At 66.4% G+C, this 21,560-nt stretch carries 17 protein-coding genes and 1 riboswitch; of the genes, 13 read left to right on the top strand and 4 right to left on the bottom strand.

Going from position 1 to position 21,560, the window contains the following annotated elements:
- Positions 1 to 32: 32 nt before the first annotated feature.
- Positions 33 to 608: a TMEM165/GDT1 family protein gene (locus KT882_RS03795; RefSeq protein WP_228894478.1), complete on the bottom strand. Its 576-nt coding sequence runs from the start codon at positions 606 to 608 to the stop codon at positions 33 to 35.
- Between the two features lie 61 nt (positions 609 to 669).
- Positions 670 to 807, bottom strand: a riboswitch (yybP-ykoY riboswitch).
- A gap of 85 nt (positions 808 to 892) precedes the next feature.
- Between KT882_RS03795 and KT882_RS03800 the strand changes: the two genes are divergently transcribed.
- Both KT882_RS03800 and KT882_RS03805 read left to right on the top strand, forming a co-directional pair.
- Positions 893 to 2,746, top strand: coding sequence for a M1 family metallopeptidase (locus KT882_RS03800; RefSeq protein ID WP_228894479.1), 1,854 nt, complete (start codon positions 893 to 895; stop codon positions 2,744 to 2,746).
- Positions 2,743 to 4,368: a serine hydrolase gene (locus KT882_RS03805; protein WP_228894480.1), complete on the top strand. Its 1,626-nt coding sequence runs from the start codon at positions 2,743 to 2,745 to the stop codon at positions 4,366 to 4,368. Before KT882_RS03800 ends, KT882_RS03805 begins: the two co-directional genes overlap by 4 nt.
- 40 nt (positions 4,369 to 4,408) lie before the next feature.
- Here KT882_RS03805 and KT882_RS03810 read toward each other — a convergent pair whose 3' ends face one another.
- Complete coding sequence (locus KT882_RS03810; protein WP_161071473.1) at positions 4,409 to 5,257, bottom strand: hypothetical protein; 849 nt, start codon at positions 5,255 to 5,257, stop codon at positions 4,409 to 4,411.
- A gap of 26 nt (positions 5,258 to 5,283) precedes the next feature.
- Positions 5,284 to 5,976 carry an aquaporin Z gene (gene aqpZ / locus KT882_RS03815; RefSeq protein ID WP_161071472.1) on the bottom strand — a complete coding sequence of 231 codons (693 nt, stop codon included), beginning with the start codon at positions 5,974 to 5,976 and terminating at the stop codon, positions 5,284 to 5,286.
- Between the two features lie 125 nt (positions 5,977 to 6,101).
- Between aqpZ and KT882_RS03820 the strand changes: the two genes are divergently transcribed.
- Entirely contained in the window at positions 6,102 to 6,854 is a 753-nt protein-coding gene (locus KT882_RS03820) for a substrate-binding periplasmic protein (protein ID WP_161071471.1), read from the top strand.
- On the opposite strand, the gene KT882_RS03825 is transcribed toward KT882_RS03820, so the two are convergent.
- Positions 6,855 to 7,676: a class I SAM-dependent methyltransferase gene (locus KT882_RS03825; RefSeq protein ID WP_161071470.1), complete on the bottom strand. Its 822-nt coding sequence runs from the start codon at positions 7,674 to 7,676 to the stop codon at positions 6,855 to 6,857.
- A 286-nt stretch (positions 7,677 to 7,962) separates the two neighbouring features.
- Between KT882_RS03825 and KT882_RS03830 the strand changes: the two genes are divergently transcribed.
- The 10 genes from KT882_RS03830 to KT882_RS03875 all read left to right on the top strand — a co-directional run bounded on the left by KT882_RS03830 (position 7,963) and on the right by KT882_RS03875 (position 21,543).
- The gene (locus KT882_RS03830; RefSeq protein WP_228894481.1) at positions 7,963 to 9,600 is read left to right on the top strand and encodes a TldD/PmbA family protein; all 1,638 of its coding nucleotides are present in this window, start codon (positions 7,963 to 7,965) and stop codon (positions 9,598 to 9,600) included.
- 15 nt (positions 9,601 to 9,615) lie between these two features.
- Positions 9,616 to 10,953, top strand: coding sequence for a TldD/PmbA family protein (locus KT882_RS03835; RefSeq protein ID WP_228894482.1), 1,338 nt, complete (start codon positions 9,616 to 9,618; stop codon positions 10,951 to 10,953).
- 119 nt (positions 10,954 to 11,072) lie between these two features.
- Positions 11,073 to 12,710: a TldD/PmbA family protein gene (locus tag KT882_RS03840; protein ID WP_161071467.1), complete on the top strand. Its 1,638-nt coding sequence runs from the start codon at positions 11,073 to 11,075 to the stop codon at positions 12,708 to 12,710.
- Positions 12,711 to 12,724: 14 nt separating this feature from the next.
- Positions 12,725 to 14,062: a TldD/PmbA family protein gene (locus KT882_RS03845; RefSeq protein WP_228894483.1), complete on the top strand. Its 1,338-nt coding sequence runs from the start codon at positions 12,725 to 12,727 to the stop codon at positions 14,060 to 14,062.
- Positions 14,063 to 14,170: 108 nt separating this feature from the next.
- Complete coding sequence (locus KT882_RS03850) at positions 14,171 to 14,791, top strand: DUF4159 domain-containing protein (protein WP_161071465.1); 621 nt, start codon at positions 14,171 to 14,173, stop codon at positions 14,789 to 14,791.
- The gene (locus KT882_RS03855) at positions 14,788 to 15,786 is read left to right on the top strand and encodes an AAA family ATPase (RefSeq protein WP_161071464.1); all 999 of its coding nucleotides are present in this window, start codon (positions 14,788 to 14,790) and stop codon (positions 15,784 to 15,786) included. Before KT882_RS03850 ends, KT882_RS03855 begins: the two co-directional genes overlap by 4 nt.
- A 25-nt stretch (positions 15,787 to 15,811) precedes the next feature.
- Entirely contained in the window at positions 15,812 to 16,732 is a 921-nt protein-coding gene (locus KT882_RS03860; RefSeq protein ID WP_228894485.1) for a DUF58 domain-containing protein, read from the top strand.
- Positions 16,729 to 17,796 (top strand): BatA domain-containing protein, encoded by a 1,068-nt coding sequence (locus KT882_RS03865; protein ID WP_228894487.1) that lies wholly within the window; start codon positions 16,729 to 16,731, stop codon positions 17,794 to 17,796. The genes KT882_RS03860 and KT882_RS03865 overlap by 4 nt, the downstream gene beginning before the upstream one ends.
- Complete coding sequence (locus tag KT882_RS03870; RefSeq protein WP_228894489.1) at positions 17,780 to 19,855, top strand: DUF4175 domain-containing protein; 2,076 nt, start codon at positions 17,780 to 17,782, stop codon at positions 19,853 to 19,855. Before KT882_RS03865 ends, KT882_RS03870 begins: the two co-directional genes overlap by 17 nt.
- Entirely contained in the window at positions 19,852 to 21,543 is a 1,692-nt protein-coding gene (locus KT882_RS03875; protein ID WP_228894490.1) for a hypothetical protein, read from the top strand. Before KT882_RS03870 ends, KT882_RS03875 begins: the two co-directional genes overlap by 4 nt.
- Positions 21,544 to 21,560 lie beyond the last annotated feature (17 nt).

Raw genomic sequence — 21,560 nt, forward strand, 5'->3', positions numbered from 1 at the left:
AGGCGGCACGCCGTAACCCGCCAAGAGCCGCCTCAGACGCCGAACGACGAACCCGCGCCCAGCAGCGTCGCAATGCCGATCGCCGCGAAGATGGCGGCGGCAACGCCGTGCACCAGCTTGAGCGGTATCTTGGCGGCCACGCTCTTGCCCAGGTAGACCGCCGGCACATTGGCCAGCATCATGCCGAAGGTGGTGCCCGCGACGACGGCCAGCAGGTTGTCGAAGCGCGCCGCCAGCGCCACGGTGGCGATCTGCGTCTTGTCGCCCATTTCGGCCAGGAAGAAGGCGATCACGGTGGTGACGAACACGCCGTACTTGGCGGCCGGCTGCTCGTCCTCGTCGATTTCGTCCGGCACCAGTATCCACGCCGCCATGGCCAGGAAGGACAAGCCCAGCACCCAGCGCAGCACGTCCGGTCCCAGCAGGCCGGTGATCCAGCTGCCGACCGCGCCGGCAAAAGCATGGTTGGCCACGGTGGCCGTGAAAATGCCCAGCACGATAGGTATCGGGCGGCGGAATTGCGCGGCGAGACAGAATGCGAGCAGCTGGGTTTTATCGCCGATTTCAGCGAGGGCAACGATGCCGGTAGAAAGGAGGAAAGCTTCCATGGGATGAGGTCTTCAGGGCCGGACGTTAACCAAAGATCCAGGGGCAGCTCCGGCCCATAGCGGCCGCCCCTCGATCGATAGTCTCGTCAAGCTGCGCGGCGCGTGCATGCTGCACGTGCTGCGGCCATCTGCACCACGGCCTGCGGGCCGATTATGTTGACGCAGATTCTTCCGGCGGGACCGGAAGCCGACTACTCCCTAAAGTTCAGCCGGCATTATAGCACTGCTTGCCTCCAGCCCTTTATGCTATTCTGCTCCGCGCCCTTTCTTAACCAAAGAAGACTATGCCCAACCATACCCCCCTGCGCCTGTTGCTGTGCGCGCTGCTGGCACAAAGCGGAACCGCCGCGCTGGCGCAAGATCCGCTCAGCTACGCCCGCTACGACCAGGTCCGTACCACGGACCTGCACCTGGACCTGAAAGCGGATTTCAGCCGTAAAACCCTGAGCGGCTACGCCGAGCTGACGCTGGACTGGCTCGACAAGTCGGCCCGTTCGCTGGTGCTCGATACGCGCCAGCTCAGCATCGCCAAGGTGCAGATGCTGCAGCCGAACGGCCGCTGGAGCGCCGCCTCCTACATGATGGACAAGCCGGACGCCGAAAAAGGCCAGGCCCTGCGCATCGCGCTGGCCAGCCAGCCGAAGAAAGTGCGCGTCTACTACCGCACCGCGCCCACCGCGTCCGCGCTGCAGTGGATGACGCCGCAGCAGACCATGTCCGGCAAGCGTCCCTTCATGTTCAGCCAGTCCGAAACCATCGACGCGCGCTCCTGGGCGCCGGTGCAGGACACCCCCGCCGTGCGCTTCACCTACAGCGCCCGCGTGGACGCCCCGTCCGGCCTGCGCGTGGTGATGAGCGCCGAGAACGACCAGAAGGCCACCGGCCAGGGCGGCTGGAAATTCAAGATGCCGCAGCCGGTGCCGTCCTACCTGCTGGCCATCGCCATCGGCGAAATCGAAGTGCGCAACCTGGGTCCGCGCACCGCCGTGTACGCCGAGCCGGCCCGCATCGCCGCCGCCGCCTACGAGCTGGCCGACACCGAGAAAATGATAGACGCGGCCGAATCGCTGTACGGCCCCTATCGCTGGGGGCGCTACGACATGATCGTGCTGCCGCCGTCCTTCCCCATCGGCGGCATGGAAAACCCGCGCATGACCTTCCTCACGCCCACCATGATCGCGGGCGACCGCAGCTTGGTGGACCTGATCGCGCACGAACTGGCGCACTCCTGGTCCGGCAACCTGGTCACCAACGCCTCGTGGAAGCACTGGTGGCTCAACGAAGGCTTCACCACCTATGTCACCACCCGCATCGTGGAAAGCCTGTACGGCGCAGAAGTGGCGCAGATGGGCTTGCAGCTGGAGCAGGAAGAACTGTACGCCTCGCTGAAGGACATCCCGCCGGCCAAGCAGGCCCTGGTCACGCGCGATCCGGACACGGGTTCCGCCACCTACACCGACGAAGGCCTGGCCTATCCGAAAGGCGCCTGGCTGCTGCACACGCTGGAGCAGCGCGCAGGCCGCGCCGTGTTCGATCCCTTCCTGCGCGGCTGGTTCGACCAGCACGCCTTCCAGTCCGCCACCACCGAGCAGTTCGTGAGCTACCTGCAGAAAAACCTGCTGGCCGAGCACCCCGAGGTGATGTCGCAGGCCGAGCTGGAAGAATGGCTGCACGGCGCCGGCGTGCCCGCCAGCGCGAAGCACGCCTCCTCGCCGCGTTTGGCGGGACTGGACGCGCAGCGCGACGCCTGGCTGAAAGGCGAGCTGCCCACCACCAGCCTGGCCACCAAGAACTGGATCGCCCTCGAGTGGATGCACTTCCTGAACGATATCGACGGCAAGGCCAGCGCCGCGCAGCTCAAGGAACTGGACCAGGCGTTCGGCCTGGCCAAGACCGGCAACAACGAAGTGGCGTTCCGCTTCTACCTGGCGTCGGTGAAGGCCGGCTACGACGTGCGCGCGCCGCTCAACACCTTCCTGATGAGCGTGGGCCGCAAGAAGTTCGTGGTGCCGCTGTACACCGCGCTGCTGAAGAACCCGGCGGAGCGCGACTGGGCGCTGGCCTTGTACAAGGAAGCCCGCCCGCGCTACCACCCGGACACCCAGAAGGCAGTCGACAAGCTGCAGGAGAAAAAATGAAAGTAGTGCACACCAAACTGGCCACCGCACTGGCCTTCGCGTTTTCCGCCAGCGTCGCTTTCAGCGGCGCGGCTTGGGCTGTAGGCGAGTCCGCCCCGGCCGCCGCCACTGCCGCCTCTCCGCTGGCGCCTTTCGATCTCGACGCGGACGTAAACCGCGTGCTGAAAACCTTCGACGTGCCCGGCATCGCCATCGCCATCGTCAAGGATGGCAAGGTCATCGCCGCCAAGGGCTACGGCGTGCGCAAGCTGGGCGACCCGGCGCCGGTCACCGGCCGCACGCTGTTCGAAGTGGCGTCCAACTCCAAGGCCTTCACCGCGGCCGCGCTGGCCATGCTGGTGGACGAGGGCAAGCTGAAATGGGACGACCCGGTCACCAAGCACCTGCCCGGTTTCCAGATGTACGACTCCTACGTCACCGGCGCCATGACGGTGCGCGACCTGCTCACCCACCGCAGCGGCCTGGGACTGGGCGCGGGCGACCTGATGTGGTGGCCCACTTCCAATTTCACCAGCGACGAGATCATCGAGCGCCTGCGCTACATCAAGCCCGCCACCAGCTTCCGCAACAGCTACGCCTACGACAACCTGCTCTACATCGTGGCCGGCAAAATCATTGCGGACAAGGCCGGCAAGCCCTGGGGCGACGCCGTGCGCGAGCGCATCCTCGCGCCGCTGGGCATGGACGGCACCACCACCAGCGTGGCCGCCATGCTGAAGACGGCCGACTACTCGGCCCCGCACAGCAAGGTGGGCGAAACCACCACCGTGGTCAAGCCCATGCCGGTGGAGAACGCCATCGGCGCGGTGGGCATCAACACCAGCGCCGAGGACATCGCGCGCTGGATGAATATGCTGCTGGCCGGCGGCAAAACGCCGGACGGCAAGCAGCTCATCAGCGACAAGCAGCTGCGCGAAATGTGGACCGCGCAAACGCCGATGAAGATCAGCGAACCCAAGCCGCCGCTGGCCGCCACCAGGCCCAACTTCGCCGCCTATGGCCTGGGCTTCCAGCTGCGCGACTACCGCGGCCGCAAGATCGCCCTGCACGGCGGCGCGCTGCAAGGCTTCTACTCGCGCGTGCTGATGGTGCCGGAGGAAAAACTGGGCATCGCCATCTTCACCAACGCCGAGAACAGCGGTTCGATGACCGCGCTGCAATGGCGCTTGCTGGACCAGTACATGAACGTGCCCGCCAGCGACTGGATCGGCATCGTGTCGGCGGACGAGCAGGCCAAGCACAAGGAAGAGTTGGCGAAAGTGGGCACGGCATCGTCCGCGCGCGCCGCCAAGTCGCAGCCCTCACTGGCCCTGGCCGCCTATGAAGGCGAATACCAGGACGCGTGGTACGGCGCGGTCACCATCCAGCGCGAAGGCGGGAAGCAGGTCATGCGCTTCGTGAAGACGCCGGACCTGGTGGGAGACCTGGAGCACTTCCAGCACGACACCTTCATCGTCCGCTGGCGCCAGCGCAACTTCAACGCGGACGCCTACGTCAGCTTCGCGCTGAACCCGGACGGCAGCATCGAGCGCATGAAGATGAAGCCGGTCTCCGCCGAAACCGACTTCAGCTACGACTTCCAGGACCTCAATCTGGTCCCGGTTCCCCCACCGAAAAAATAGCATGCGTAGGGCGGGTTAGGCGAAGCCGTAACCCGCCGCACTACGGCAGCTGCAGCTCAAACACACGGCGCTTGTGCGCCGTGATCTCCGCCATGCCGCGCTGGAAGGCGGGGATGCTGTTGAACAGCCGGTCAAAGCTGCCATCCTTCTGCGCCATGCGCAGCCCGCGTTCAATGCGCGCGGCCAGCTCCGGCCGGCTGCGGCTGACGAAGAAATAGAAGGGCACCCGGTAGTGCAGGAAAATGGTGGACTCCACCTGCAGGCCCTCGCCCTGGTGCAGCTCCATCTCCGCCCACGCTTCCTGCACGCCGCGCGGCATGTAGTCGAAGCGCTTCACGCGCAGCATGGGGAACAGGTATTCATAGCCGCCCGAGGTTTCCACCGGCAGGCCGTTAAAGCGCAGCACATCGGCCGACGGCCAGTTCGCGCCCGCGCCGGCCTTCAGCTTGCGCAGGTCGTCCAGCGTGCGCACCGCCGCGAAGCGGGCCGCGTCCCCGCTGCGTATCAGGAAGACCCGGTAGTCGTTCAGTTCCTTGAGCAGCGAGATGCGCACCGGCAGCAGCTCGGCTTCGCGCTGGCGGTTGGCGCCGTCCCACATCACGTTGATCACGCCATTGTTTTTCAGCTCGATATTGCGCCGCAAACTGGTCAGCTCGTTCTCGTAGTAGGCCAGTTCATAGGGGCCGTCGCTGGCCACGGTCTTGTCCAGCGCGAGGCGCAGCAGGCGCGGGAAATAGGCGGCGTGCTCCCTGGCGCTGGCGGAGATGGCGGGCAGCACGAAACGCTGCGCCTTCTGTGCGGCCGCATGGGCCTGCGGCGCAAGGCAGCAGGCCAGCAGCACGATGCGGAAAAAATAAAACTTGATCATCACGCCGCTATAGTAGCGCATGGCGGCGCGATGCTGCCCTGGCTGCTTCAGTCCTTGCCGTCGCCGCCGATAAAGCGGTACACCAGCGCGCCCAGCACCGCGCCGGCGATAGGCGCCAGCCAGAACAGCCACAGCTGCGCCACGGCCCAGTCGCCCACATACAGCGCCACGCCGGTGCTGCGCGCCGGGTTCACCGAGGTGTTGGTGACAGGGATGCTGATCAGGTGGATCAGGGTCAGCGCCAGGCCGATAGGCAGCGGCGCAAAGCCGGCCGGCGCGCGGCGGTCGGTGGCGCCCAGGATCACGATCAGGAACATCATCGTCATCACCACCTCGGTCACCAGCGCGGCCGTGAGCGTGTAGCCGCCCGGCGAATGCTCGCCGTAGCCGTTCGACGCCAGCCCGCCGGCCAGGCTGAAGCCGGCCTTGCCGCTGGCGATCAGGTAGAGCACGCCGCCGGCGGCGATGCCGCCCAGCACCTGCGCCACGATGTAGGGCAGCAGCTTGCTGGCGGGGAAGCGGCCGCCGGCCCACAGGCCGATCGAGACCGCCGGATTCAGATGGCAGCCGGACACATGGCCGATGGCATAGGCCATCGTCAGCACCGTCAGGCCGAAGGCCAGCGACACGCCCAGCAGGCCGATGCCGACGCCCGGAAACGCCGCCGCCAGCACCGCGCTGCCGCAGCCGCCCAACACCAGCCAGAAGGTTCCTACAAATTCCGCGCCATATGCTTTCATGAATACCCCTTTGATGGTTACTAAAAGTGCAATGTAAACCGCTGTGGCGGAAATGTCCATTGTTTGGAAGTACACTGGTTGCCACCCCGGTAGCCGTGCGAGAATTGGCGCAGGAGGAGGGTGTGATGAGGCGGATTTTTGCAGCAGTGGCGATCGTGTGCGCGGCAGCGGCGGCGGCGCACGCCGGGAACATGCAAATCCTGACTGCCGACATTCCGCCCATGGCCTTTATGAAGGACGGCCGCGTCACCGGCTACTGCGTGGACATCGTGCGCGAAATCCAGCGCCGCATCGGCAGCGGCACGGAGATCGAACTGCAGCCGTGGGCGCGCGCCTATCGCTCCGCGCTGGAGGGCGAGAACGTGCTGCTGGTCTGCCCCAAGCGCACGCCGGACCGCGAAGCCAGGTTCAAATGGGTGGGGCCGCTGTTCACTTCGCAGACCAATTTCTATGCGCGTCCCGCCGACCACGTGCGCATCCGTTCGCTGGAGGACGCGAAGAAGCTCAGCGGCGTGCTGGCGCCGCGCGATTTCTATTCCTATCAATACCTGAGCGATGCGGGCTTCACGAACCTGGAGCCGACCAACAACACGCTGACCATGCTGCGCATGCTGCTGGGCGGACGGCGCCCGGTGATGGTGCTGGACCACCGGCAGCTGCAGCCCTTGCTGGAGGAGGCCGGCGCGCACCCGGAGCAGGTGGAGATGGTGTACACCGCCTTCACCATAGGCAGCTACCTGAGCTTCCCCAGGCAGGCGCCGGCGGAGCTGGTGGCGCAGTGGCAGCGCGCGCTCGACAAGATGAAACAGGACGGCGCTTTCGCGCGCATCTACCGGCAGTGGTACCAGGAGGCGCCACCGCCGGATGTGATGAAGTGATTAGGGCTTGACGAACTTGAGCGTCATGCGGTCGCTCTCGCCGATGGCCTGGTACTTGGCGCGGTCCTTGTCCTTGTTGGTGTAGGTCGGCGGCAGCGCCCATACGCCGCCTTCATGGTCGGCCTTGTCCTTGGGGTTGGCGTTGATTTCCGACCTGGCCGCCAGCTTGAAGCCCGCGCTCTCGGCCAGCTTGATCACATAGGCTTCATGCACATAGCCCGAGCTGGCCTTGGCGTCCTGCGCCACGCCGGCAGGCAGGCGGTGCTCCACCACGCCGAACACGCCGCCCGGCTTCAGGCTGTCGTACACGCTGGCGAACAGCGCCTTCAGGCTGGCGTCGCCGTTGCCTATCCAGTTGTGGATGTTGCGGAAGGTGAGCACCATGTCCGCGCTGCCTTTAGGGGCGTAGCTGAAGACATTGTTGTTCGGCTCGAAAGCGCCCAGCACCACTTTGTCATACGAGGCCGGCACGGCGTTCAGCCTCTCCTGGAAGCGCACGGCGGCTTTGCGCACGTTCTCATTGGCCGAGGTGGGCGTATTGCCGGCGGCGATCAGCTTGCCGTCCTTGCGCAGATAGGGGCCGAGGATCTCGGTGTACCAGCCGCCGCCCGGCGCCAGCTCCACCACCGTCATGTTCGGCTTGATGCCGAAGAAGGTCAGCGTTTCGTAAGGATGGCGGGCGCCGTCGCGTTCCGCGTTGGCGGGCGTGCGCGCAGGGTTGGCGATGGCCGCCTTCAGGGCGTCGTCCGCCAGGGCCGGGGCGGCCAGGCCGCAGGCGAGCACGGCGCCCAGCACCAGCCGTCCAAAATTGAGTTGTTTCATGCATGTCTCCAGGTTGTTGACGACGCGTGGCGGTCGACTGCGCCGATCATCGGGGAACTCGCCAGCCGGGTCAAGCGGATTCGCTAGTGTCCGGCGCAGCAGGGGCGGACTGTTCGCGGACAGTTCGCGGACACTGCCCGGACACTGTCGCGGACACTCCGGACACCCGGCACTTGCCGTTCGCAAGCCAGGGCCGGGCAATGTGACGCGGCCGCGTGCAATATTTGCAATGGCATAAAACTTGCGTGCTGATGTGCTTTCCGGCGAAGGTTCTTTTGGAGAGATTATGGAACGACGTGCATTCCTCAATATCAGTGGTTTGGCCCTGGGCACCATGCTGCTGCCCGCGTATGGCAGGGCGATCGCAGCCGAAGAGCTGCTCAAGCCGGCGGACACCGCCTTCAAGAAAATGCTGGCCGATACCGCCATGACGGCCGCCACCCAGGCCGGCGCCAGCTACTGCGACGTGCGCGTGGGCCGCTACCTGAACCAGTTCCTCACCACGCGCGACCTGAACGTGGAGAACATCACCAATACCGAATCGGCCGGCGTCGGCGTGCGCGTGATCGCGCACGGCGCCTACGGCTTTGCCGCCACCAGCGACGTGTCGCCGGACGGCGTGGCCGCCGCCGCGCGCCAGGCCGTGGCCATCGCCAAGGCCAACTCCCGCCTGCAAAGTGCGCCGCTGCAGCTGGCGCCGGTGGTCGGCGCGGGCGCCGTGTCCTGGGCCACGCCCTACAAGAAGGACTGGCGCGCCGTGCCGATCAAGGAAAAAGCGGAACTGCTCATCGCCGGCAACAAGGCAGGCCTGGACGCGGGCGCCAGCTTTATGCAGTCCCTGCTGTTCCAGGTGAACCAGCAGAAGTACTTCGCCTCCACCGACGGCTCCTATATCGACCAGGACGTGCACCGCCTGTGGGTGCCGTTCTTCGCCACCGCCGTGGACAAGAGCACCGGAAAATTCCGCTCGCGTTCCGGCCTGTCGTCCCCGGTCGGCATGGGCTATGAATACCTGGACGCGCGCAAGGAAGACAAGTTCCAGGCCGCCGGCGGCGTGACCACGCTTTACCGCAACTCCTACGACCTGATCGAAGACGCGCGCAACGCCGGCAAGCAGGCCCGCGCCAAGCTCACCGCCAAGTCGGTCGAACCGGGCAAGTACGACCTGGTGCTCAGCCCCGAGCACCTGTGGCTCACCATCCATGAATCCGTGGGCCACCCGACGGAACTGGACCGCGTTCTGGGCTACGAGGCCAACTACGCCGGCACCAGCTTCGCCACGCTGGACAAGTGGCAGTCGAAGAAATTCAAGTACGGCTCCGACCTGGTCAACATCGTCGCCGACAAGACCACCCCGGGCTCGCTCGGCGCGGTGGCCTACGACGACGAAGGCGTGAAGTGCAAGCGCTGGGACATCATCAAGGACGGCGTGCTGGTGAACTACCAGGCCACGCGCGACCAGGCCCACATCATCGGCGAAAAGGAATCGCACGGCTGCTCGTATGCGGACAGCTGGAGCAGCGTGCAGTTCCAGCGCATGCCCAACGTCTCCCTGCAGGCGGGCAAGAAGCAGCTCACGCCGGACGAGATGGTGAAGGACGTGAAGAAGGGCATCTACATCGTCGGCGACGGCTCCTTCTCCATCGACCAGCAGCGCTACAACTTCCAGTTCGGCGGCCAGCTGTTCTACGAGATCAAGGACGGCAAGATCACCCAGCCGCTGGAGGACGTGGCCTATCAGTCCAACACCCAGGAGTTCTGGAACGCCTGCTCTGCCCTGTGCGATGAACGCGACTGGCGCATGGGCGGCTCCTTCTTCGACGGCAAGGGCCAGCCATCGCAGGTGTCCATCGTTTCGCACGGCGCCAGCACCACACGCTTCAACGGCATCAACGTGATCAACACCGCCCGCAAGATCGGTTAAGGACAGGAAGACGACATGAAGATTTTGAGTCAGGAAGAAACCAAGCGCATTTGCGACAAAGTGCTGTCCCTGTCCCGGGGCGATGAATGCGAAGTGAAGGTCACCGGCGCCCGCACCGGCAATATCCGCTATGCGCGCAACGCCGTGTCCACCGCCGGCCTGGTGGAGGACAGCCAGCTGGCCGTGGCGGTCGCCTTCGGCAAGAAGCAGGGCGTTGCCACCATCAACGAGTTCGACGACAAGTCGCTGGAAAAAGCCGTGCGCCGCGCGGAAGACCTGGCGCGCCTGGCGCCGGACAATCCGGAGTTCATGCCCACGGTATCGAAGCAGGAGTACAAGGCCAGCAACACCTACAGCAAAAGCACGGCGGACATCGACCCCGACTTCCGCGCACAGGTGGCGGCCTACAGCATCGAGAACAGCCGCAAGAACAAGCTGCAGGCTGCGGGCTTCTTCACCGACAGCACCTCCTTCGAGGCGATTGCCAACTCCAAGGGCGTGTTTGGCCACCAGCAGGAAACCGGCGTGAACTTCACGCTCACCGTGCGCACCGAAGACGGACGCGGTTCGGGCTGGGTGCGCCGCGACGCGGGCGACGTGAACAAGTTCGACGCGCGCGAGGCGTCCGACGTGGCGATAGAAAAAGCGCTGCGCTCGGTGGACGCCAAGGCGCTCGAGCCGGGCCGCTACACCGTGATCCTGGAGCCGGCGGCGACCTCCGACCTGCTGGCCTATATGTTCGGCTCCCTCAGCGCGCGCAGCGCGGACGAAGGCCGCAGCTTCCTGTCCAAGAAGGGCGGCGCGAACCGCCTGGGCGACAAGCTGTTCGACGAGCAGGTCAACATCTGGACCGACCCGTGGGACAAGGACATCGCCGTCACGCCGTGGGACAACAACACCTACCTTGCGCGCGAGCGCATGGACATCATCAAGAACGGCAAAGTCGCCGCGCTGGACTACTCGCGCTTCTGGGCGCAGAAGCAGGGCAAGCGCGCAGTCGGATCGCCGGGCAACTTCATCATGGCCGGCACCAACAAGGAAACGGCGGAGCTGATCGCCAACACCAAGAAGGGCGTGCTGGTCACGCGCACCTGGTACATCCGCATGGTGGACCCGCAATCGCTGCTGCTCACCGGCCTCACGCGCGACGGCACCTTCTACATCGAGAACGGCAAGATCAAGCACCCGATCAAGAACTTCCGTTTCAACGAAAGTCCGGTGACAATGCTGAACAATATTGAAGAAGTGGGCAAGCCGGTCATACTGGGCGGCGACGAATCGCCTTACAAAATGCTGATACCGGCGATGAAGGTACGTGACTTCAACTTCACGTCCCTGTCGGACGCCGTGTAAAGCCGGCGGGTTACGCTGCGCTAACCCGCCCTACGCGCCTGTGCGCCAACGGGTGCAAACAACGTAGGGCGGGTTAGCCGAAGGCGTAACCCGCCAAACAAGATGAACCAGGAGAGATTGTGGAACGACGTACATTTTTGAAAGTCAGCGCCATCACCGGCGGCACCTTGCTGGTGCCGGTGTTCGGCAATGCCATCGCGGCCGAGGAGCTGCTCAACCCCATGGCCGTGCAGTTCAAGAAATCGCTGGCCGACGCCGCGATGAACGCCGCCACCAAGGCCGGCGCCAGCTACTGCGATGTGCGCATCGGCCGCTACCTGAACCAGTTCATCACCACGCGCGACCTGAACGTGGAAAACATCGTCAACACCGAATCGAGCGGCGTGGGCGTGCGCGTGCTGGCCAACGGCGCCTACGGCTTCGTCTCCACCAACGTGATGACGCTGGACTCGGTGGCCGAAGCGGCGCGCCAGGCCGTGGCCATCGCCAAGGCCAACGCCCGCCTGCAGGCCGAACCGGTGCGCCTGGCACCCGTCAAGGGCGTGGGCGAAGTGGCCTGGGCCACGCCGTTCCAGAAAGACTGGCGCACGGTGGCCATCAAGGACAAGGCCGACATGCTGATCGCCGCCAACAAGGCCGGCATGGACGCGGGCGCCAGCTTCATGCAGTCCACACTGTTCCAGGTGAACCAGCAGAAGTACTTCGCCTCCACCGACGGCTCCTATATCGACCAGGACATCCATCGCCTGTGGTCGCCGTTCACCGCCACCGCCGTGGACAAGGCCAGCGGCAAGTTCCGCACCCGCCAGGGCCTGTCCTCGCCGGCCGGCATGGGCTACGAATTCTTCGACGCCAAGCCGCAGCACAAGGTGCGCGCGCCGGGCGGCGTGACCACGCTGTACAAGGACGGCTACGACCTGATCGAGGACGCCCGCGCAGCCGGCAAGCAGGCGCGCGAAAAGCTCACCGCCAAGACCGTGGAGCCGGGCAAGTACGACCTGGTGCTCAGCCCCGAGCACCTGTTCCTGACCATCCACGAATCCGTCGGCCACGCCACGGAGCTGGACCGCGTGCTGGGCTACGAGGCCAACTACGCCGGCACCAGTTTCGCCACGCTGGACAAATGGCAGTCGAAGAAATTCAAGTACGGCTCCGACATCGTCAACTTCGTGGCGGACAAGACCGCGCCGGGCGCACTGGCCACCGCCGGCTACGACGACGAAGGCGTGCAGTGCAAGCGCTGGGACATCATCAAGGACGGCATACTGGTGAACTACCAGGCCACGCGCGACCAGGCCCACATCATCGGCGAAAAAGAATCGCACGGCTGCTCGTATGCGGACAGCTGGAGCAGCGTGCAGTTCCAGCGCATGCCCAACGTCTCCCTGCAGGCGGGCAAGAAGCAGCTCACGCCGGACGAGATGGTGAAGGACGTGAAGAAGGGCATCTACATCGCCGGGCGCGGTTCCTTCTCGATCGACCAGCAGCGCTACAACTTCCAGTTCGGCGGCCAGCTGTACTACGAGATCAAGGACGGCAAGATCACCCAGCCGCTGGAGGACGTGGCCTACCAGTCCAACACCCAGGAATTCTGGAACGCGTGCTCCGCCATGTGCGACGAGCGCGACTGGCGCATGGGCGGCTCCTTCTTCGACGGCAAGGGCCAGCCTTCGCAGGTCAGCGCCGTGTCGCACGGTTCGAGCACCACGCGCTTCAACGGCGTCAACGTTATCAACACCGCCCGCAAGATCGGCTAAGGAGTCACTGCAAGATGAAATTTCTGACCCAGGAAGAAGCAAAGCGCGTTTGCGACAAGACCATCGCCTACTCCAAGGCCGATGAGTGCCAGGTGAGCCTGAGCGGCAACCGCACCGGCAATATCCGCTACGCCAACAACGCCGTTTCCACCGCCGGGCTGACCGAAGACACGCAGCTCAACGTCAGCGTCGCCTTCGGCAAGCGCGTGGGCACCGTCACCATCAACGAGTTCGACGACAAGTCGCTGGAACGCGCCGTGCGCCGCGCCGAGGAAGTGGCGCGCCTGGCGCCGGAGAATCCGGAGTTCCTGTCCGCCGTGGGGCCGCAGCAGTACAAGGCCACGCCGACCTGGAACAAGCGCACCGCCGACATCGATCCGGAGTACCGCGCCGAAGTGGCGTTCCGCAGCATCGAAGCGGCGCGCAAGGCCAAGCTGCAGGCGGCCGGCTTCTTCGACGACCGCACGGCCTTCTCTGCGCACGCCAACTCCAAGGGCGTGTTCGGCTACCAGGAGCTGAGCAATCTGGGCTTCACCGTCACCACCCGCACCGAAGACGGTCGCGGCTCCGGCTGGGCCAAGCGCTACGCCAACGACGCCGGCAAGTTCGACGCGCTGGAAGCGTCCAGCATCGCCATCGAAAAAGCGGCGCGCTCGGTGGACGCCAAGGCGCTGGAGCCGGGCCGCTACACCGTGATCCTGGAGCCGGACGCAACCTCCGACATGCTGAGCTTCATGTTCGGCGCGCTGGACGCGCGCCAGGCGGACGAGGGCCGCAGCTACCTGTCGAAAAAGGGCGGCGGCAACCGCGTGGGCGAGAAGCTGTACGACGAGCAGGTCAACGTCTGGGCCGACCCGTGGAATCCGGAAGTGCCGGTGCTGCCGTGGGACGGTTCGTCCATGCTGGCGCGCGAACGCGCGGACATCATCAAGAACGGCGTGGTGGCGGGCCTGGACTACACGCGCTTCTGGGCGCAGAAGCAGGGCAAGCGCGCCATCGGCCGCCACGGCAACATCATCATGTCCGGCGGCAGCAAGAGCACCGCGGAACTGATCGCCAGCACCAAGAAGGGGGTGCTGGTGACGCGCACCTGGTACATCCGCATGGTGGACCCACAGTCGCAGCTGCTGACGGGCCTTACCCGCGACGGCACTTTCTACATCGAGAACGGCAAGATCAAGCATCCGATCAAGAACTTCCGCTTCAACGAAAGTCCGGTCGCCATGCTCAACAACATCGAAGAACTGGGCAAGCCCACCGTGGTGGGCGGCGTCAACGCCGGGTTCCAGATGCTGCTGCCGGCCATGAAGGTGCGCGACTTCAACTTCACATCCTTGTCCGATGCTGTCTAAGCGCTTGGCGGGTTACGCTGCGCTAACCCGCCCTACGGCCCGCCGAGCATGCGTAGGGCGGGTTAGGCGTAGCCGTAACCCGCCAGGCGCCGCCAGGGACCTTTGAGCATGGCCAGCTTCGACTTCTACTTCACCCGCCTGACTTACGAGTCCGGCGACTGGGACGTGGACATCCGCATGCCGAGCAACGTGCTCAACTCGCTGGTCGAATACACGACCCTGCGGGTTGACCCCGTCGAACGCATCGTGGCGCTGTCCGACCCCCGCATGCTCGAAGCGCCGTTCTGCTACCTGGCCGGACACAAGCTGGTGCAGTTCACCCCCGCCGAGCGCAAGAACTTCGAGCGCTATGTGCGGGGTGGTGGTTTCGTCTTCGTGGACGATTGCAACCACGATATCGACGGCCTGTTCGCCAAGTCCTTCGAAGCCGAACTGGCCAGGATGTTCGGTCCGAAGGCGCTGCACAAGATCCCGAACAACCATCCGGTGTATTCGAGCTTCTTCAAATTCGACGGCCCGCCCAACACCAGCGTGGAGCTGAACGGCTGGGGCGACGACCTGGTGCACGACTACCTGAAGGCCATCGAGTTCGGCGGCCGGGTACGGGTCTTGTACAGCAACAAGGACTACGGCTGCGAGTGGGACTACGACTTCCGCAACAAGCGCTGGCTGGTGGTGGACAACACCCGCTTCGCGGTCAACATAATTCAGTACGCATTGGGAGCATGACAGTGTCTGTGCAGTGGAATGAAAATGAAATCGGCGACCTGACCGCCAAGGTGGGCGCCCTCAAGGCCAGCATGTCGAAAGTGATCATCGGCCAGCAGGACGTGATCGATTCGCTGGTGATCTGCCTGCTGGGCGGTGGCCACGCGCTGGTGGAAGGCGTGCCCGGGCTGGGCAAGACGCTGCTGGTGAAGTCGCTGTCGCAGGCCACCGACATGGAGTTCCGCCGCGTGCAGTTCACGCCGGACCTGATGCCGTCCGATATCGTCGGCACCGAGATCCTGGAGGAGGAGCACGCCACCGGCAAGCGCGAGTTCCGCTTCCAGCAAGGGCCGGTGTTTACGCAGGTGCTGCTGGCCGACGAGATCAACCGCGCGCCGCCGAAGACGCAGTCCGCGCTGCTCGAAGCCATGCAGGAGCGCTCCGTCACCTTCGCCGGACAGACGCACAAGCTGCCCAAACCTTTCTTCGTGCTGGCCACGCAGAACCCCATCGAGCAGGCGGGCACCTACCCGCTGCCGGAGGCGCAGCTGGACCGCTTCCTGCTGCGCATCGACGTCGGCTATCCGACCGAGGCGGAGGAGGTGGCCATGGTGTCCGCCACCACGCATGCGGGCCTGGCGGACGCGCAGCCCGTGATGGATGTGGCCACGCTGCTGCGCCTGCAGCAGCTGGTGCGCGACATTGAAATCGGCGACCACCTGCTGCTGTACGCAACGCGCCTGGTGCGCGCCACGCGGCCCAGGGAAAGCACTGTGGCGGCGGTGCGCAAGCACGTGGGCTGGGGCGCGGGGCCGCGCGCGGGACAGGCGCTGGTGCTGGCCTCCAAGGCGCGCGCACTGATGCACAACCGCCTGGCCGTGACGCGCGAAGACATTGCAGCCATGCTGCTGCCCGTATTGGCGCACCGCGTGCTGCGCAACTTCGAAGCGGAAGCGGACGGCATCGCCATCGCCGACATCCTGGCTGCGCTGCGCAACGACATCCGCCCGGACTGACCCACACGCTGATGCTAATTTCCTGATGCTGGACTCTCCTGCGCTGCTGGCGCACACCAACGACCTGGACCTGGTCATCCGCCACGTGCTGGCGGGGCTGGGCCACGGCATCCACGCGGGCCGCGAGCGCGGCGCGGGCGTGGAGTTCTCCGAGTACCGGGCTTACGCGCCGGGCGACGAGTGGCGCCGCGTGGACTGGAAGCTGCTGGCGCGCGCGGACCGCTACTACGTGCGCGAAGCGGAGCGCGACAGCCACGTCGCCACCTGGCTCTGGCTGGACGCCACCGCGTCCATGTCCGAGCCGAGCCGCCAGGTGCCGAAGGTGGACAAGCTGCGCTTCGCCGCCACGGTGCTGGGCTGCATCGCCGCCGTCGCGCAGCGGCAGGGGGACGCCTTCGGGCTGGTGGTCTGCACCGACGGCCGCACCGAATTCACGCCCGCCTCGCGCGGTCCGCGCCAGTTGCAGCGCGTGCTGGCGCAGTTGTCCAAGGCCCGGCCGCAAGGCGCGCTGCCGGACGCGGCCGCGCTCAAATCCAGCCTGCATTTCGCGCGCGCGCCCAGCCTCGTTTTCGCTGCCAGCGATTGCCTGGAATGGCCGTCGCCATTGTCCGAAGCGCTGCTGCGCTTGCGCCATATGCAGCACGACGTGCGCCTGCTGGCCGTGCGCACCCAGGCCGAAGTGGACGCCAGCTTCAACCCCGGTTCCGGCTACCGCGACCTGGAAGGCGGCATGCCGCCATCGGACACCAACGCCGCAGGCCTGCATATGCTGACGGAATCGGGCCGCGCCGCGTACCGCGCCGCGCTGGAAGCGCACTTTGCCGGTGTTGGCGCGGCATGCCGCCAGCACGACATCCCTTATTACGAAGCACGCGTTGAGCAGCCGCTGACCGCGGTGCTGCGCGGCTGGCTGCAACTGGCGTCGCCGCGAGCGAGGGCACGATGATCTCCAGCGCACTCGCCCTGTGGTGGCTCGCCTTGCCCGTGCTGCTGCTGCCCATCTGGTGGCATCGCCAGAAGCGCCAGCGCGTCAAATCCGAGCCGCTGGCAACAGCCCGCTTCCTGCCCGCCGCCCCGCCGCAGACCGCGCGCATCTGGCGCTGGGAAGACCTGATACTGCTGGCGTTGCGCTGCCTGTTGCTGGCCGCCCTGATCGCCTGGCTCGCCGCCACCACCATGCCGTGGCGCGGAGACACCGTCTTCATCTCGCCCGCGCTGGAGGCCCGTGCCGACGCCCGGGCGCCGGCGTGGATCAAGCAGCAAATCGCCACCGCCGGCCTGAGCGCCGCGCCGCAAATGCCGCTGCCACCGGACGCCCTGCAATGGCTGCAAGCGAACGAAAGCGAATGGCGCCCCGGCGCGCGCATGCTGGTCCTGGCCGAATCCATCGCCATGCCCGCCCAGCTCCCGCCACTGGCCCACGCCGTGGACATCCGCCTCCTGCCCGCCGCCACGTCCACGGCCTCCGCGCCGCGCACGCAGCGCAGCGTTGTCGTAGCCGCGCCAGTGGAGCGCCTGGCCGCCTGGCGCGCGATGTTCGCGGCCTTCGAGGCAGCCGACGGCAGCCGCTACCTGATTGAAGACAAACCCAGCTCCGAAACAGAGCTGATCGTGTGGGACTCGCAGGCCGCGCCGCCGCCCGGCTGGCACGCGCCATTGTGGTGGCTGCCGCCATCCGCCAGGCCGGCCGCACTCGGCGCCACCGATGCCGCGAGCCCGCCGCTCGCCATCAACGGCCTGCAGCTGCAGATCGCCAGCAGCCCGCAAGGCCGCTTGTGGACCTCCGCCGCCATGCCCCCGCAAACCGCCGACGCCGCCCGCGCCCTCTACGAAACCTGGCAGTCGCTTGCCCAGCCTGTCCAGCCATACCCCATGCCCGCGATGCAGCTCGCCCCGCGCCGCAATTCGCCCTTGGCCATGCCCAACACGCCGCCCGCTGCCTGGCTTGCCTACCTGCTGTTGGCCCTGTTTGCCCTTGAACGCCTGATGACCCATGTCCGCCGACGCTGACTTCCGCTCCACCGTGCTGCGCCGATTGTGGCGCGCCATCCTGCTGCGCCGCGCACCGCTGTGGGCCGCCGCGCTGCTGCCGCTGCTGGCGCTGATGCTGTTCGCACTGCTGCGGCCAGCTCCGCTTTCCGCCGTAACGAAAGCCGCCACCATCCTGCTGCCGGCCGCGTGGCTGATTTGGTTCGCTCTCGACCTGCGCGCCCTGCAGCGCCGCGTCCGCGCCGAATGGGCGCGCTGGCTGGACGCCGCCGTGCCTGCGCTGGAAGACAGCAGCACCCTGCTCGCCACCGAACCCGCCACCCCGGTGGCCCGCCTCCAGCGCAACCGCCTGCAAGCCCGCCTGCTCGAGGTGCTGCGCGAGGAAGACTACCGCGCCATCGCCCGCACCCGCATCCGCTTCACGCTCCTGCCCATCATTGCCAGCCTGCTGTGCGCCGCGTCGGCCTACGCCTGGCAGCAAACCCGGAGCGTTCCCGCAAGCACAGGCGGCAAATCCGCCAGCCAGTCCCAACCAGCCGCCCCCGGCGAAATCGTCCTGCGCGTCACCCCGCCCGCATACACCAAAGCCGCCGCCTTCGAATCCGGTGCCGCCGACATCCAGGTTCCGCAGCACAGCCAGGTGCAATGGTGCTACAAGCGCAGCGGCGAGCCGCCCGCCATCCTGGAACTGAGCGACGGCCAGACGCTTGCGCTAACGCAGGACTGCGCCGCCTGGACCGCCACCGAATCCATCTTCTGGCGCGTGCGCGGCGGAGCAGGTAGCCGCCACAACATCCGCGTCACGATAGACCAGGCGCCGCAAGTCGCCATCACCGCGCCCACCGAAGCGATCCAGGTCCTGCCGCCCGGTGCGCAGTCCGTGCAGCTATCGGTCTCCGCGCGCGACGACTACGGCATCGTGCGCGCCAGCCTGCACCTGACGCTGGCGCGCGGCAGCGGCGAGAACATCCGTTTCAGCGACCGCGAAATGCCGCTGCCGCAATCGCCGGACCCGCGCACGCGCAACTGGCAGAAGAACTGGGCGCTTGCGGAACTGGGCATGGAGCCCGGCGACGAGCTGTACTTCTTCGTCCGCGCCACGGACAACGCCCCCGGCCAGCCGCACACCGTCCAGACACCGACCTACACGCTGCGCCTGCCCGGTCCGCAATCCGAAAGCCTGGATTCCTCCGCGCTGCCTACCGTGGTCAAGCCGGAGAGCCTGCGCAGCCAGCGCCAGATCATTATCGACACCGAGCAGCTGGTGGCCGACATGCCCCGCCTGAACGCCGCCACGCTGCGCGAACGCAGCGAGTCCATCGCAGGCGACCAGTCGGCCCTGCGCTTGCGCTATGGCCAGTTCCTGGGCGAGGAATCCACCCTGTTCGGCGACGAGCATGGCCACGAGGAAGGCCACCAGGCAGGCCACGGCGAAGGCGCAGGCGGCTTCAAGGACGGCAGCATGGCCAGCATCGTCGCCGAGTTCGGCCACAAGCACGACGAAACCGACAACGCCACCATTTTCGATCCCAAGACCAAGGAAGTGCTGCGCCGCGCGCTCAAGGCGATGTGGGACTCCGAGAAGCAGCTGCGCGCCATGCTGCCCAAGGCGGCGCTGGCGCCCGAGTACAAGGCGCTGGACGCCATCAAGGAACTGCAGCAGGCCGAACGCGTCTACCTGCACCGCACCGCTTTTGTACCGCCCGCCATCAAGGAGGAAAAGCGCCTTTCCGGCGACGTGGTCGGAGCGCAAAGCTACAAGCGCGCGCAGGGTGCGGCGGACGACAAGGTGCCGCAGGATGTACGCGAGCTGGTGCAAGCGCTGGCCGGCAACGGAGCGTTGCCCGCCTTGTGGAGCAAGAGCGCGCGCAGCATCATCGCCGAACGCATCGGAGGCGACGAACAGAAGCTGGCTGCGCAGCGCGCCGTGCAGGATGTGGCGGACGGCTGCACCAGCTGCCGCGCCGTGCTGCGTGCCTACCTGCGCGCCACGCTCACCGAAGCGGCCGTGGTGCTGCAGGCGAAACCGCAGTCCGACAGTCAATTCCGCCAGGCCTGGCGCGGCAAGGAGCAGCCATGATGGCAACCATGGAAATGTTCGGCATCGCCTTCAGCTTCGGCGCAGCCAGCGGTGGAGTGCTGCTAGCCGGGCTGTTCAGCGCTGCGCTGTATGTCCGCAGGGACCAGGCGCTCAACGCTCTTCTGGCATTGCTGGCCGCACTGGCGCTGGCCGCCATGCTGGCCTCCCCAATGCAGCCTGCTGCCCGCGCCGGCGAAATCGCCATCGCAACCGGTGCGCCTTCCGCGCCTGCGGGCGACGCCCTGGCGCGCGCGCTGCTCGCCGTGCCGCAGTCCGGATCGATCGCGCTGACCGGCCATGGCTTGCGTGCCGCACAGTGGGACGACCTGCCAGCGCGCCCGCTGCGCTGGACTGCGCCGCAGGGCGATCTGCTGCGCCTCGAATTCCCCCGCACCCTGCCGCTCGGCCGCAGCTTCATCCTCTCCGCGCGCCACACCGGCGCGCAAGCCGGCTGGCGCCTGCAACTGCTCGCCGAGAACGGAGAAATGCTGGCAGAGTCGCCACAAGCAGCCAAAACGGCCACCCAGGCCTCCGCGCTCTCGCTGAACTGGCAACCGCCGCTGGCCGAACAGATGCTGCTGCAGGCCCGCCTGCTAGACACGGCCGGGAAGACCGTCGCACAAGGCCCCGTGCCGCTGCAAGTCACGCCGCCGGTCCCGCTGCAAATCATCGGCCGCTTCGGCGCTCCCTCCTTCGACGCGCGCGCGCTGAACCAGCTCCTGTCCGACAGCGGCGCCTTGCTGGACTGGCAGACCACGCTGGGCAAAGGCCTGAGCCGCAGCGAATCCGCGCGCGCCGATCTGGCCGAGCCCAACGTGCAAGTTGTCGATGCCGCCTGGTTTGAATCCCTGTCCGCCCCCGCGCGCGCCGCGCTGATGGCGCAAACAGGGCAGGGCGTTCCGTTGCTTATCTTGGGCGGTAATGCGTCCAGCGCCGCGATCTGGCAGCGCGATCTGGCGCTGCGCCTGGCGCCGCAAAATCCGACCACGGAAAAGGAAGATGTCCGCCAGTTCAGCATAAACGGCGAACAGCTCGCCATGCCGCCGGCCTCTCTCAATCCTGCGGCCCAGCCGGGCGAAGGCTGGAGCACCGCAGCGGTCGATGGCAAAGGCCAGCCCTGGCTGTGGCAGCGCGCATGGAAGAAAGGCAGTATCGCGTGGATAGGTGTATCAGACTGGCACCGCTACGCCATCTCCTCGCCCGCCGCGCTCGGCCAGTGGTGGCAGGCGCTGTTCGACAAAGCCGCCGTGGGCGCCACGCAAAAACTGGTTTGGCAGCAGCCCGACCCGATGCCCGTGTCAGGCCTGCGCACCGAGATCTGCGCCCAGGGTGCCGAGACAGGAAGCAGTTTGCACATTGATGGGCAGTCCGGCCAGGCCGTGCAGCCAGGCCTGGTATGGCAAGCGCGTCTTGCGAGAGCCGAAATGGTGTGCGCCGCATTCCTGCCGCAGCAAGCCGGCTGGCTCACGCTGCGCAGCGGCGCGTCCGAACATCGCGTCTATATCTATGCCGCCAGCGACTGGCCGCAATGGCAGCAAGCCTTGCGCCAGGACGCCACTGCCCGCTATGCCGCGCGCTCTCCTGAAGCGGTAGCTGCAAGCAGCCCGCGCGCGCCATTCCCGTCATGGCCCTTCGCGCTGATTTGCGCGGCCGCCATGCTCGCCCTCTGGCAGCGCGAGCGCCGCTGATCGTGGGCGTGTGCCCG

It is taken from the genome of Pseudoduganella aquatica, from assembly GCF_020865585.1.
GTDB lineage: Bacteria > Pseudomonadota > Gammaproteobacteria > Burkholderiales > Burkholderiaceae_D > Rugamonas > Rugamonas aquatica_A.